This window comes from Shewanella sp. MBTL60-007, assembly GCF_019654915.1.
GTDB lineage: Bacteria > Pseudomonadota > Gammaproteobacteria > Enterobacterales > Shewanellaceae > Shewanella.
In genome coordinates this window covers 1-13170 of sequence record NZ_BPET01000085.1, presented here as the reverse complement: position 1 = coordinate 13170, position 13170 = coordinate 1, and the positions used below count along the sequence as shown (strand labels likewise).

12 protein-coding genes are annotated in these 13170 nt (G+C 45.3%); 11 read left to right on the top strand and 1 reads right to left on the bottom strand.

The genetic code is table 11. From position 1 onward, the window contains the following. Positions 1-422: 422 nt before the first annotated feature. The 9 genes from K5Q92_RS22305 to gabT all read left to right on the top strand — a co-directional run bounded on the left by K5Q92_RS22305 (position 423) and on the right by gabT (position 11285). Positions 423-1184, top strand: a complete 762-nt coding sequence (locus tag K5Q92_RS22305) for a gamma-glutamyl-gamma-aminobutyrate hydrolase family protein (protein ID WP_220771048.1) — start codon at positions 423-425, stop codon at positions 1182-1184. Positions 1185-1186: 2 nt separating this feature from the next. Then, entirely contained in the window at positions 1187-2536 is a 1350-nt protein-coding gene (locus tag K5Q92_RS22300) for a glutamine synthetase family protein (protein ID WP_220771047.1), read from the top strand. A gap of 245 nt (positions 2537-2781) precedes the next feature. Next, positions 2782-3882: a polyamine ABC transporter substrate-binding protein gene (locus K5Q92_RS22295; RefSeq protein ID WP_220771046.1), complete on the top strand. Its 1101-nt coding sequence runs from the start codon at positions 2782-2784 to the stop codon at positions 3880-3882. A 118-nt stretch (positions 3883-4000) separates the two neighbouring features. After that, positions 4001-5137 (top strand): polyamine ABC transporter ATP-binding protein, encoded by a 1137-nt coding sequence (potA, locus tag K5Q92_RS22290; protein WP_220771045.1) that lies wholly within the window; start codon positions 4001-4003, stop codon positions 5135-5137. Between the two features lie 10 nt (positions 5138-5147). Next, on the top strand, positions 5148-6053 hold the full coding sequence (locus K5Q92_RS22285) for an ABC transporter permease subunit (protein ID WP_220771044.1): 906 nt from the start codon (positions 5148-5150) through the stop codon (positions 6051-6053). Beyond that, positions 6050-6865 carry an ABC transporter permease subunit gene (locus K5Q92_RS22280; protein ID WP_220771043.1) on the top strand — a complete coding sequence of 272 codons (816 nt, stop codon included), beginning with the start codon at positions 6050-6052 and terminating at the stop codon, positions 6863-6865. The genes K5Q92_RS22285 and K5Q92_RS22280 overlap by 4 nt, the downstream gene beginning before the upstream one ends. Positions 6866-7091: 226 nt before the next feature. After that, entirely contained in the window at positions 7092-8378 is a 1287-nt protein-coding gene (locus tag K5Q92_RS22275; protein ID WP_220771050.1) for an FAD-binding oxidoreductase, read from the top strand. Positions 8379-8475: 97 nt separating this feature from the next. Next, positions 8476-9924 (top strand): NADP-dependent succinate-semialdehyde dehydrogenase, encoded by a 1449-nt coding sequence (gabD, locus tag K5Q92_RS22270; protein WP_220771042.1) that lies wholly within the window; start codon positions 8476-8478, stop codon positions 9922-9924. A gap of 80 nt (positions 9925-10004) precedes the next feature. Continuing rightward, positions 10005-11285 (top strand): 4-aminobutyrate--2-oxoglutarate transaminase, encoded by a 1281-nt coding sequence (gene gabT, locus K5Q92_RS22265; RefSeq protein WP_220771049.1) that lies wholly within the window; start codon positions 10005-10007, stop codon positions 11283-11285. 86 nt (positions 11286-11371) lie between these two features. Here gabT and K5Q92_RS24325 read toward each other — a convergent pair whose 3' ends face one another. Next, positions 11372-11497, bottom strand: a complete 126-nt coding sequence (locus tag K5Q92_RS24325; RefSeq protein ID WP_259649669.1) for a hypothetical protein — start codon at positions 11495-11497, stop codon at positions 11372-11374. Positions 11498-11814: 317 nt separating this feature from the next. Here K5Q92_RS24325 and K5Q92_RS24320 point away from each other — a divergent pair, with 317 nt between their 5' ends. Continuing rightward, positions 11815-11937 (top strand): hypothetical protein, encoded by a 123-nt coding sequence (locus K5Q92_RS24320; RefSeq protein ID WP_259649668.1) that lies wholly within the window; start codon positions 11815-11817, stop codon positions 11935-11937. A gap of 517 nt (positions 11938-12454) precedes the next feature. Then, positions 12455-12841 carry a hypothetical protein gene (locus K5Q92_RS22260; protein WP_220771041.1) on the top strand — a complete coding sequence of 129 codons (387 nt, stop codon included), beginning with the start codon at positions 12455-12457 and terminating at the stop codon, positions 12839-12841. Positions 12842-13170: the final 329 nt, after the last annotated feature.

The window sequence follows — 13170 nt, the reverse complement described above, 5'->3', positions numbered from 1 at the left end:
TTGTATCATTATTCTGCTTTTTTCCTTTTGTATAATATTACCCGCTAGGCTGTTCTGCCTGATGTTGTTTTTATGCTTTTATGTAAATAATATAAAGCATTCGCTATGTGTGAGCGTCATCGCTGTCAAGCTCAAACATTATGCAAAATAACGCATAAAAAACTTATTTATATGAATTTTAGTATTAGTTGTTACAAAACTGCTCTCGGTTAAGTTGTTGAAAAATATATGTTTGACGTGTTTTTCTGTATTTTTTAACAATCCTATCACCTCTTTCCTTGCCTCCGTTATTATTTCAGTGTAGTGTGTGAAAAAATGAACATTTGGATAATTACTGTTCATTATTAAAAATTTCGTAAATCAAGATAAAAACTACTCAAAATAATTCTAAAAATTACGAAGACAAGGATTGAAGGTGTTTTATGTCGGAAGTAGGACTTGCAGTCGTGGGTGTGACTGCATGCAATCAGCAGCTAGGCTTACATCCCTTTAATATCGTAGGTGAGAAGTACCTATTGTCGATAGCGGATGCTACCCAGTCTTGGCCATTAGTCATCCCAGCATTAGGGCATTGTCCTGCAGAAGTTATTCTGCCTCGTCTGGACGGGATCTTGTTTACAGGTTCTCCCTCAAATATTGAACCCCATCATTTTGGCGGCCCTGCTAGCGCAGAGGGGACGCATCATGATCCTAAGCGAGACGCTACGACTTTGCCTCTACTGAAGGCGGCAATCGAAGCAGGGATCCCTGTGCTCGCTATCTGTCGTGGATTTCAAGAGATGAATGTTGTTTTTGGGGGCAGCTTACATCAGGAGCTTCATGAGGTCGGTGGCTTTATTGAACACCGAGAAGATAAGACCAAACCCGTAGAGGTGCAATACGGTATATCTCATGAGGTTCAAATAGAGCCTGGAGGATTGCTTCATGAGGCCTGGGGCCGCAGCTCTGCAGAGGTGAACTCTGTCCATACCCAAGGTGTCGATCGCCTAGGGGTTGGGTTGCGGCCTGAAGCATATGCAACAGATGGTTTGATAGAAGCGTTTTCTGTCAAAGACGCAAAGGAATTTGCACTTGGTGTGCAGTGGCATCCGGAGTGGAAAGTTCTCGACAGTCCTTTCTATACCGCGATTTTTGAAGCCTTTAATAAAGCATGCCAACGCCGTGCAGCAAGCAGAGTGAAATAAACATGAAAAAATTAGTCAGCTATTTAAAAGAACAAAAAATTACCGAAGTAGAGTGTGTTGTCTGTGATATGACGGGGATAGCCCGAGGCAAGATCGCTCCAGTTGATAAGTTTATCGATGAAAAGGGCATGCGCCTACCAGAGAGCGTGTTACTGCAAACCGTAACGGGCGATTATGTTGATGACGAGTCTTATGATGCACTTCTCGATGAAGCGGATATCGACTTTGTTTGTGTGCCTGATGAAGATGCAGTTTTTAAGCTGCCATGGACCATAGAAGCCACTGCTCAGGTGATCCATGATACTTATGACAAGATGGGAAACCCTATTGAATTGTCTCCACGTAACCTACTTAAGAAAGTGCTTAGACTCTATGAAGATAAAGGTTGGAAGCCTGTGGTTGCGCCGGAGATGGAGTTCTACCTAACCCGCATCAATGAACATCCCGATCATCCTCTTACGCCACCAGTAGGTCGTTCTGGTCGTCAAGAGTCTGGACGTCAGTCTTTCTCTATCGACGCGGCAAATGAGTATGATCCACTGTTCGAAGATATGTATGACTGGTGTGAAGAGCAAGGGTTAGATATTGATACCTTGATCCACGAAGAGGGCACGGCGCAAATGGAGATAAACTTCTCCCATGGTGATGCACTCTCTCTAGCCGATCAGGTGTTTGTATTTAAGCGTACCTTGCGTGAAGCAGCTCTTAAGCACAATGTCTGTGCGACTTTCATGGCCAAGCCTGTCACTAATGAGCCGGGCAGTGCAATGCACCTACATCAGAGTATTGTCGATGTAAAGTCCGGCAAGAATATCTTCTCAAATGATGACGGTACTAAGAGCCCACTGTTTTATAGCTATATAGGCGGCCTGCAAAAGTTTATCCCAGAATTATTGCCATTGTTTGCGCCAAACGTTAACTCGTTCCGCCGTTTCCTACCGGGCGCTTCAGCCCCTGTAAACCTTGAGTGGGGTGAAGAGAACCGTACCTGCGGCTTACGTATCCCAGAGTCGTCGCCACAAAACTTACGTATTGAAAACCGTATTGCTGGTGCAGATGCCAACAGTTACCTGTCGATAGCTGCGAGTCTGTTATGTGGTTACATGGGCATGGTAGACGATATTAAGCCATCAACACCGGTACAAGGTCGTGCGAATGAAACCCGTGGTGGTGCAGCGCTGCCATTAACCCTAGAAGAGGCTCTCGCGATTATGGCTGAAAGCTCCGCTTGTCGTGAGTACTTAGGCGATATCTTCACTAACGGTTACATCGCTGTTAAACAAGCAGATCTTGAGAATTACCGCAGGGTGATCAGCTCATGGGAGCGTGAGTTCCTGCTACTGACGGTATAGAAAATATCACGGCGATGGATTTTGGGGATGCATCGCCGTGACTTTAGAAGATTGCAATATGTAAAGGGAGTTATTCATACAGATAGCATTTTTAAGAGTGTTATCTATATGAAAGCTGTAAAGCAGTACCACACTGCCGATGCGGTTTTTCGGGTGTAGCATTGGTGAACAATAAGAACTAACAATAACACAATGAATGGACAGCAGAGGCGGATTTCCTGCTGCTACGCTAAATAGGAGATAGCATGAAACTATTAAAAAAAGCGACCACACTTGCCCTCGTCACCGCAAGTGTAATGGCTTCGACTACGGTATACGCTGAAGAAGTCGTTCGCGTCTATAACTGGTCAGATTATATTGCAGAAGATACCTTAGAAAACTTCCAGAAAGAGACTGGCATCCGTGTTATCTACGATGTGTTTGACAGCAATGAAGTCGTTGAGGCTAAGCTACTTTCTGGCCGCTCTGGCTATGATATCGTCGTACCATCGAATAGTTTCTTGGCTAAGCAGATTAAGGCGGGTGCTTTCCAAAAGCTAGATTCAAATCAACTATCAAATCATAAGAACTTAAGTCCTGAGTTGATGACCCAGCTTGAGTCAGCTGATCCTGGTAATCAGTACTCAGTCCCTTACCTTTGGGGCACAAACGGTATCGGTTATAACGTCGAAAAAGTTAAAGCAGTATTGGGTGAAGATGCACCTGTTGATTCGTTAGAGCTTATCTTTAACCCTAAGTATGCCGAGAAGGTGTCTCAGTGTGGTCTATCTATGCTTGATAGTGCCGATGAGATGGTGCCAATGGCGCTCATCTACCTAGGGCTAGATCCAAACAGCACGAAAGCCGATGACTTTAAGAAGGCCGGTGAAGTACTTGCGAAAGTACGTCCTCACGTCACTTATTTTCACTCATCGCGTTATATCACTGATTTAGCAAATGGTGATATCTGTGTGGCATTTGGTTATTCAGGCGATATTTTCCAGGCTGCAGATCGCGCTGATGAAGCGGAAAATGGTAATACCATCGAGTATTCAATCCCTAAAGAGGGCTCAAACCTTTGGTTTGATATGTTAGCGATCCCAGCGGATGCCGCTAACGTTAAAAATGCTCACACCTTTATCAACTACCTGCTTCGCCCAGAGGTGATTGCACCTATCACTAACTATGTGGCTTACGCTAATCCGAACGTACCTGCGCTGCCATTAGTGGATGAAGACGTACGTACTAACACGTCTATTTATCCAACTAAAGAAGTGCTAGACCGCTTATATGTTGGCGATGTACGTCCAATGAAAGCACAGCGTTCATTAACACGCGTTTGGACTAAAGTGAAATCAGGCTATTAAGCAAGTAAGGGCAAGGCGTAGCCTTGCCCTTTTTGATCAACAGCTATTTTTGACACAGTAAGTAATAAATGAATTGGAACAAGGGGCAGTGATGATTGCCCTTAGTTGGAGAAGTAATATGGCTAGTACCTTAGACGTCACCAATAACTCGATTAAAAAGACGCAGGGCGAAGTGCTACTTCAGATAGACGGAGTGAGTAAACTATTCGATGAAGTGCGTGCAGTAGATGATGTCACGCTCAATATCAAAAAAGGGGAAATTTTTGCATTACTAGGCGGCTCAGGCTCGGGGAAGTCTACGCTGTTACGTATGCTGGCAGGCTTTGAGAAACCATCTGAGGGGCGTATCTTTCTTGATGGTGAAGACATTACCGATATGCCGCCCCATGAACGTCCTATCAATATGATGTTTCAGTCTTATGCGCTGTTTCCTCATATGACTGTGGCCCAAAATATTGCCTTTGGCCTAAAGCAGGACAAGTTACCTAAAGCTGAAATTGAATCCCGTGTGCAAGAGATGTTGAAACTTGTGCATATGGAAAGCTATGCGAAACGTAAGCCAAACCAGCTATCTGGCGGTCAGCGTCAACGTGTTGCTTTAGCCCGTTCGCTTGCTAAGCGTCCTAAGCTATTACTCCTCGATGAGCCGATGGGGGCATTGGATAAGAAACTGCGTACTCAGATGCAACTTGAGGTGGTGGATATCTTAGAGGCGGTCGGTGTGACTTGCGTGATGGTGACCCATGATCAAGAAGAAGCTATGACCATGGCTGGGCGCATATCAATCATGAATGAGGGCTGGATTGCACAGACGGGCTCGCCAACAGATATCTACGAAAGCCCCAGTAGTCGAATGGTGGCTGAGTTTATTGGTAGCGTAAACCTGTTCGAAGGTGAGATTGTCGAAGATAAGGCCGACCACGTTATTATTGAGACTCAAGGTCTAAGCCAGAAACTGTTTATCGATCATGGTGTGTCTACCAGTGTCGATGATAAGTGCGTATGGGTAGCGGTACGTCCAGAGAAGACACGTATTACCCGAGAGCAGCCACAAGGCGAGTATAACTGGTCTAGTGGTGTAGTAGAGGATATCGCATATCTTGGCGGTATTTCAGTGTATTACATTCGTCTACCTAATAAACAGCTTATTCAAACTATCATGACTAATCGTGAACGTCGCGCAGACCCTCCAACATGGGAAGAAGCGGTTTTCATTAGCTGGGAGGCCACCAGCGGAGTGGTCCTTAGATCATAAGGATACGATTATGAAAAAGCCGTTAAAATTTCGATTACCCAAAGGCCAATGCTGGACCATAGGAGTCCCGTACTTTTGGTTACTGATGTTCTTCGCACTACCTTTCGCTATTGTCCTAAAGATCAGTTTCTCAACCCCTATCATCTCGATACCGCCTTATGAGCCGCTGTTTCAGTATGCTGAAGAGTCGCTGCAGATAATGTTGAACTTGGGCAATTACCTGCTCATTCTCGATGACTCCTTGTACTACAATGCCTACCTTGGCTCGCTAAAGATGGCGACGATCTCAACCATAGGCTGCTTGTTGATTGGTTACCCCATGGCCTACGCCATTGCTCGGGCACCTAAGCGCAATCAAACCATGTTAATCCTGTTGGTGATGCTGCCCTCATGGACCTCATTTCTTATTCGAGTTTACGCTTGGATGGGCATATTGAGTAACAATGGTGTGATCAATAACCTGCTGATGTGGAGCGGCATTATTTCAGAGCCGCTGCAGATCTTAAACACCAATACAGCCGTCTATATCGGTATTATCTATAGCTATTTACCGTTTATGATTTTGCCCTTGTACGCCAACTTGTCTCAGCTAGATGGCAGCTTGCTAGAAGCCGCGGCGGATTTAGGCTCTCGCAGTTTAAACACTTTCTGGAAAGTCACGCTACCGCTATCAAAAGGTGGAGTAATAGCTGGCTCAATGCTGGTGTTTATTCCTGTGGTGGGTGAGTTTGTGATCCCTGAGTTACTCGGTGGTCCAGATTCACTGATGATTGGTAAAGTGCTATGGCAGGAGTTCTTCAATAATCGTGATTGGCCGGTGGCGTCTGCACTTGCAATTGTGATGTTAGGGCTGCTGATCATCCCGATAACCCTGTTCCACCGCTATCAGGCTAAAGAGATGGAGAAGACAGCATGAAGAAATTAAATTTCTCTACCATTATGCTTTGGGCTGGGATGTTCTTCCTGTATGTGCCGATGTTCATCTTGGTGATCTACTCATTTAACGAGTCTAAGCTAGTTACTGTCTGGGCTGGATTTTCGACTAAATGGTACGGTGAGCTGTTTCGCGATCAGCAGATCCTCGATGCGGTTTGGACCAGTTTACAGGTAGCCTTTTATGCCTCCACCATGGCGGTGATCATAGGCACAATGGCGGCCTTTGTGATGACACGATTTGCCCGAGGTTGGGGCAAGTTAACCTTGTCGAACATGATCACTGCCCCTCTGGTGATGCCTGAGGTGATTACCGGTCTTTCTCTGTTGCTACTGTTTGTGCATATGGCTGACTTATTCGGCTGGCCTGCAGAACGGGGCATGTTGACAGTTTGGATTGCTCACTCTACGTTTTGTGCGGCTTATGTCGCCGTGGTGGTCTCCTCTCGTTTGCGGGAGATTGACCGCTCGGTAGAAGAGGCAGCACAAGACCTAGGGGCTACGCCATTTAAAACCTTCTTCGCTATTACCGTGCCGATGATTTCACCTGCGCTGGTCGCAGGCTGGTTACTGTCATTTAGCTTATCTCTCGATGATTTAGTGATTGCCAGCTTTGCATCGGGGCCGGGGGCAACGACCTTGCCTATGGTGGTGTTCTCCTCGGTGCGCATGGGGGTATCGCCTAAGATTAATGCATTGGCGACCTTGATCATTCTTATCGTGTCGCTTATCGCATTTATCTCTTGGTACTTCGCACGTCGTGCGGATATTAAGCAGCGTTCTAGCTCAGCGTAACCTTATCAGCGTCACTTGGGGATAGAGGCTGCATTTTGCCACTATCCCCGCAAGTTATATCTATATCCTTTATCTGCTGAAGGTCTAGCTGTTAGTGGTTCACTGTTCAAAGGAGAGTGAACCCTAAATCGGTTGTTAAGACGGTCGGAAAGTAAGCAGTTTAAGGGAGAAGAACAAGAGGACAGAAGTTATGTCAATAATAATCAATGAGAGACAGGCGGAAACCATGATTACTCCCCCCCATGCAGATTCATATTATGCGGCATCGGCCAACGACAAGACCGAACGACCAATGTTGCAAGACAATATCGAGACAGATGTGTGTATTATCGGTGCTGGGTATACTGGCTTATCGACGGCATTACACCTACTTGAGATGGGCTATAAAGTCACAGTGCTTGAAGCGGCTCGCATCGGCTGGGGCGCATCGGGGCGCAATGGGGGTCAGATAGTTAACAGCTTTAGCCGTGATATCGACTCGATTGAAAAAACCGTTGGCACCGAGGAGGGTAAGCTGTTCGGTGAGATGGCCTTCGAAGGTGCGCGCATCATTAAAGAGCGGATTAATAAGTACAATATCGATTGTGATCTGCGAGATGGTGGCGTATTTGCAGCGTTAAACGATAAGCAGATGGGGCACTTACAAGCGCAAAAAGCGCTGTGGGAAAAGCATGGTCATATGAACCACCTTGAACTGCTCGACAAACATGAGATTCGTAAGGTAGTCGATACTGAGTCTTATGTTGGTGGTTTGCTCGATACCAGCGGCGGCCATATTCACCCACTTAATTTGGCATTAGGTGAGGCGCAGGCTGTCGAGTCATTGGGCGGACAGATATTTGAAGGCTCGGCGGTGATTAAGGTCGAAGAGGGCGAAAACCCAGTAGTACATACCAGCCATGGTAGCGTTAAATCTAAGTTTGTTGTGGTTGCGGGTAATGCTTACCTTGGCGACTTGATGCCTAAGCTACAAGCCAAGTCCATGCCATGCGGGACTCAGGTGATCACTACAGAACCTTTAGGTGAAGAGCTGGCTAAAAGCCTATTGCCACAAAATTACTGTGTTGAAGATTGTAACTACTTACTCGATTACTTCCGTTTATCCGGTGATAACCGCCTTATTTATGGTGGCGGCGTGGTTTATGGCGCAAGGGATCCTGCTGATATTAAGTCGATCATCGGCCCCAAGATGCTTAAGACCTTCCCCCAGCTTAAAGATGTCAAGATTGATTACACCTGGACGGGTAATTTTTTGCTGACTTTATCTCGTTTGCCTCAGGTAGGCCGTATTGGTAGTAATGTTTACTATTCACAAGGCTGTAGTGGACATGGTGTTACCTATACTCATCTGGCAGGTAAGATCTTAGCCGAGGCGATAAACGGTCAGGCAACGCGATTTGATGCGTTTGCTGGTTTGCCACACTATCCGTTCCCTGGCGGGCACATGTTCAAGGTGCCCTTTAGCGCCATTGGTGCTTGGTACTACACCATGCGCGACAAGTTAGGGGTGTAAATTTATATCGCTAATGATGAACTCAACTCGACTTTAGGAAGTCGAAGCCAATTAGTCTGTCGGCTAAAAAGCGCCAAAGCAAATTAAGGAGTAACCCGTGCAGTTAAATGATATGAGCTTACTACGCCAGCAATGCTATGTAGATGGTCAGTGGCTTGAAGCCATTAGTGGTGAAAAGGTTGAAATTGCTGACCCTGCAACCCATGAAGTGATTGGCAGTGTACCTGTAATGGGCACAATAGAAACCAAAGCCGCGATCACCGCAGCCGAGAAGGCACTCCCTGCCTGGCGTGCATTAACGGCGAAAGAACGTGGCGCCAAGCTGAATCGCTGGTTTGAATTACTGCTTGAACATCAAGACGATCTCGCGCTGATGATGACCACTGAGCAGGGCAAACCATTAGCAGAAGCAAAGGGTGAAGTGGCCTATGCGGCGTCGTTTATCGAATGGTTTGCCGAGGAAGCTAAACGAGTCTATGGCGATACCATTCCTGGCCATCAGGGCGATAAGCGTCTGATGGTTATTAAGCAGAGTGTAGGGGTCACTGCGGCGATTACCCCTTGGAACTTTCCCGCGGCTATGATTACGCGTAAAGCTGCTCCTGCTTTGGCGGCGGGTTGTACCATGGTGGTCAAGCCCGCACCGCAGACTCCCTTTACAGCACTGGCTCTGGCTGAGCTTGCCGAGCGTGCAGGCATTCCAGCTGGTGTGTTTAGTGTGGTCACGGGGGATGCGATAGCCATTGGTAATGAGCTTTGTGCCAATCCTGTGGTTCGCAAACTGTCCTTCACCGGTTCAACGCCTGTAGGCATTAAGCTAATGGAGCAGTGTGCGCCTACCCTTAAGAAGATGTCACTAGAGCTAGGTGGTAACGCCCCCTTTATCGTGTTTAACGATGCCGATATCGATGCTGCTGTAGAGGGCGCGATGATTGCTAAATACCGTAATGCCGGACAGACCTGCGTCTGCGCCAACCGTATCTATGTGCAAGACGGCGTGTACGATGAGTTTGCCGAAAAACTGGCTGCTGCGGTTGCTAAGCTCAAGGTCGGTGTAGGTACCGAGGAGGGCGTTACTACTGGGCCACTTATCAATGCGGACGCCGTTGCCAAAGTACAGCGTCATCTTGATGATGCCTTATCGAAAGGTGCGAATTTGCTTACAGGTGGCAAGCTTGCAAGCTTAGGAGGCAACTTCTTCGAGCCAACGATTATCACCCAGGTCGACAAAAGCATGTTAGTCGCCAAAGAGGAAACTTTTGGCCCCTTAGCACCGCTATTTAAGTTCTCCGATGTCGATGATGTGATTGAGCAGGCCAATGACACCGAATTTGGTTTAGCCGCCTATTTCTATGGTCGTGATATCTCACTGGTGTGGAAAGTCTCTGAAGCACTGGAATATGGCATGGTTGGGGTTAACACAGGTCTTATCTCGACTGAAGTAGCGCCATTTGGCGGTATCAAATCATCGGGGCTGGGTCGTGAAGGTTCTAAGTTTGGTATCGAAGAGTACTTGGAGATGAAGTACATCTGTATGTCCGTCTAATACTTGGATATGAAGTGGATCTGTATGCCAGTTTAATACTTGAAGATTAAGTTCATCAGTATGTCAGTTAAAAGGAAATGATTATGACGACTAATGAGTCACTTATGGTGCGCCGTCAGGCTGCCGTTGCCAACGGTGTTGGCCAAATTCATCCTATCTATACTCAGCGTGCCGATAATGCCACTGTTTGGGATGTGGAGGGGCGTGAATTTATCGACTTTGCCGGTGGTATTGCGGTGTTAAATACAGGCCACCTGCACGATAAAGTCAAAGCGGCGGTGGCGGAGCAACTCGAGCTGTTTTCACACACCTGCTTTATGGTGCTGGGTTATGAGAATTATATTCAAGTATGTGAGAAGCTAAATCACCTAGTACCGGGTGACTTCGCCAAGAAAACTGCATTGTTTACCAGTGGTTCAGAGGCGGTTGAAAATGCCGTTAAAGTGGCGCGAGCTTACACTAAACGCAGCGGCGTTATCGCTTTTACCTCTGGCTATCATGGCCGCACCATGGCTGCTTTAGCACTGACAGGCAAGGTTGCTCCTTACAGTAAAGGCATGGGCTTGATGTCGGCCAACGTATTTAGAGCCGAATTCCCCTGTGCGCTGCATGGTATAAGTGATGACGATGCAATGGCATCGATAGAGCGTATTTTTAAAAATGACGCCGAGCCCGATGATATTGCAGCAATCATTATCGAGCCCGTACAAGGTGAAGGGGGCTTTTACCATACCTCGCCAGAGTTTATGCAGCGTTTACGTTTGTTATGCGATAAGCATGGCATTATGTTGATTGCCGATGAAGTGCAAACAGGCGCTGGACGTACAGGTACCTTCTTTGCCATGGAGCAGATGGGCGTCGCCGCAGATATCACCACCTTTGCCAAATCTATCGCAGGCGGTTTTCCGCTTTCGGGTATAACTGGACGCGCCGAGGTGATGGACGCTATCGGTGCTGGTGGCTTAGGAGGTACCTATGGTGGTAGCCCACTAGCTTGTGCTGCGGCACTGGCTGTGATTGAAGTCTTCGAAGAAGAAAAGCTATTACAGCGAGCGAATGCACTTGGCACTATGCTTAAGGAGTCGCTGCAGGCGATGGCGGCCAAGCATGAGCAGATTGTTGATGTGCGCGGCCTTGGTGCCATGATAGCGGTCGAGCTGATGCAGGATGGTAAGCCTGCGCCTGAGCTGTGCGCGCAAATGCTTAAAGAGGCGCGAGATAGGGGGCTTATTCTGTTGTCATGTGGTACCTACGGTAACGTATTGCGTATATTAGTGCCACTTACCGCACCTGATGAACAGGTCGACAGGGGACTGGAGATCATTCGAAGCTGTTTCGAAGTGATATTGAAAGAAAAGTAAGCGCTTAACAGATTTGAAGATAAAACAATAAAAAGGCCTGCATTGCAGGCCTTTTTATTGTCAGTCTAGATGTGATAGCTGCCCGATCACTTGTTACCGAATAAATCATTCAGTCGATCCATACAGAGCCCCAAAACGATAACGGCACACTCGACAATGGCGATCCCCATAATCATAGAGAATAGTGCGGGAACATGTCTTATAAAATCCATAGAAGACCTCAATAAATATTCGATACAAGCTGATACGTTTGAATAAATATCCCACAAGTTTTGGCTGCTATTTTTGATTTAGTTCACAAAAAATGGACCCTTAATTATTGTTAATATTGGCTTTAGTGCTTGCAAGTCGCTATGGATTAACGCTAGGTGAAAGCCTTTAAATAAGTGTAACTGGCTAACTTGTTTTGTCGCAAATAGAGCAATGCCGACTAGCTTCAATAAGATGAACAAGAAGATAAGGGAATGCTTACTGGCTTTCTGCACTCCCGACACTCAGCAAGGGCTCTGGTTTAGTTGGGATGGCTGATGTGGTTAAAAATAGCACCAATTTGATAACAAGAGATGATATTCAAACTATCGCGCGCTACTTGCTGGTGGGCGATGAATATAACGAGATTTCAGCAGATACTAAGCATCTTAACGGCGTATAAATGAATTGCTCTTAAGTGATTTAATTTCCCGAACAAAAGGCCTGCAGATGATCCAGGCTTTTTCACTTTCAATGGCTAACTACAATAATAGCTAGTTTTTACCTTATTAAATTGTTTGCTTTATTTATTAGGAGTGCAGCCTTTGTGTTGTTCCAAGTCTTTGTTTATTATGCCTAAATGCGGTTATTAAAGCAGGTGATGACGTGTTAATGATGTTAATACTGGATTGACTGAAATTAAAGGTTCTTACTTTAATTAGCATGTCGTTGACTTAGGCTGTTATTTCTACTTTTATAAAATAAAGCATGAGGTCATGTAAATACGTTATCTAAGCTTTATTTTAAGGTTAGGTATGTGACGGAAGCTTAACTAAATCGATTTTTAACCAAATTTAGCCAAGTATATTTTATTGCAGAGGGAGGCGCATGCTTAACCCTCTCATCAAGAGTATAAGGAACGAGCTAGAGTAAAATATATACCAGATGTTGATGCCGTTAATTCATAAAAAAGGAGTATTATGGAAAGGTACAGTTTTGCAAAGGTTCAACTTATTTTCTTTCTTTTATTAGTTTATTGTTTAGTTTTTGATTTTGTTATACTAGACAAAGACTTTTTAATTTATCCAGGTCACAGAAATAAAATATGTGTTTTAGGCGTTGTATTAGGGTTTGTAGTGCTCTACATGTTCATTGCGTTAGCATTTGGAAGTGATTTTTTTAAATTAATATTTACCCGCGCTAATGAGTATGAGTTGTTTAATCTAGGTATCACTAGGCTTGTGGCATTTAGTACCGCATTTGTTTTGTTACTTTCAGGCTATATATACTCAGTTACGATTCCTGTCATGCTGTTGGTCTATGGGGAGTTACTTTATATCATTATTGTTGGTGGTGACGACTGGTAATGAATGTTTTTTATTACGGTCTGATTCATGTGACTGCTAGTTTCTATGATGTTACTTTTAGTTGTAATTGTTTATTGCGCAGTTCTTGTGTTTGGGCTTGAAGTGTGCGAATAGTGATGCGTAATTGATGATTCCTAACAGCCCCTTTATTTAGTATAAGTTTATATATGACTATCAAGGAGTAATAGTATGGATGAGCTATTTCCTAAAGAAGCACTTGATAACGCACTTAATAGTTATGCCAATAATTATTATGAAAGGGCTATCGTTTTAACGTCTGTTCATTATTATTTCTAATCTTACTGTTCTAAACTATATTTATATTTTCT

Bases quoted from the DNA above. Each gene is read 5' to 3' on its own strand.
- K5Q92_RS22275 (WP_220771050.1), top strand. From the start codon at position 7,092: ATGATTACTCCCCCCCATGCAGATTCATATTATGCGGCATCGGCCAAC.
- K5Q92_RS24325 (WP_259649669.1), bottom strand. From the start codon at position 11,497: ATGGATTTTATAAGACATGTTCCCGCACTATTCTCTATGATTATGGGG.
- K5Q92_RS22300 (WP_220771047.1), top strand. From the start codon at position 1,187: ATGAAAAAATTAGTCAGCTATTTAAAAGAACAAAAAATTACCGAAGTA.
- K5Q92_RS22295 (WP_220771046.1), top strand. From the start codon at position 2,782: ATGAAACTATTAAAAAAAGCGACCACACTTGCCCTCGTCACCGCAAGT.
- K5Q92_RS22305 (WP_220771048.1), top strand. From the start codon at position 423: ATGTCGGAAGTAGGACTTGCAGTCGTGGGTGTGACTGCATGCAATCAG.
- potA (WP_220771045.1), top strand. From the start codon at position 4,001: ATGGCTAGTACCTTAGACGTCACCAATAACTCGATTAAAAAGACGCAG.
- K5Q92_RS22285 (WP_220771044.1), top strand. From the start codon at position 5,148: ATGAAAAAGCCGTTAAAATTTCGATTACCCAAAGGCCAATGCTGGACC.
- K5Q92_RS22280 (WP_220771043.1), top strand. From the start codon at position 6,050: ATGAAGAAATTAAATTTCTCTACCATTATGCTTTGGGCTGGGATGTTC.
- K5Q92_RS22260 (WP_220771041.1), top strand. From the start codon at position 12,455: ATGGAAAGGTACAGTTTTGCAAAGGTTCAACTTATTTTCTTTCTTTTA.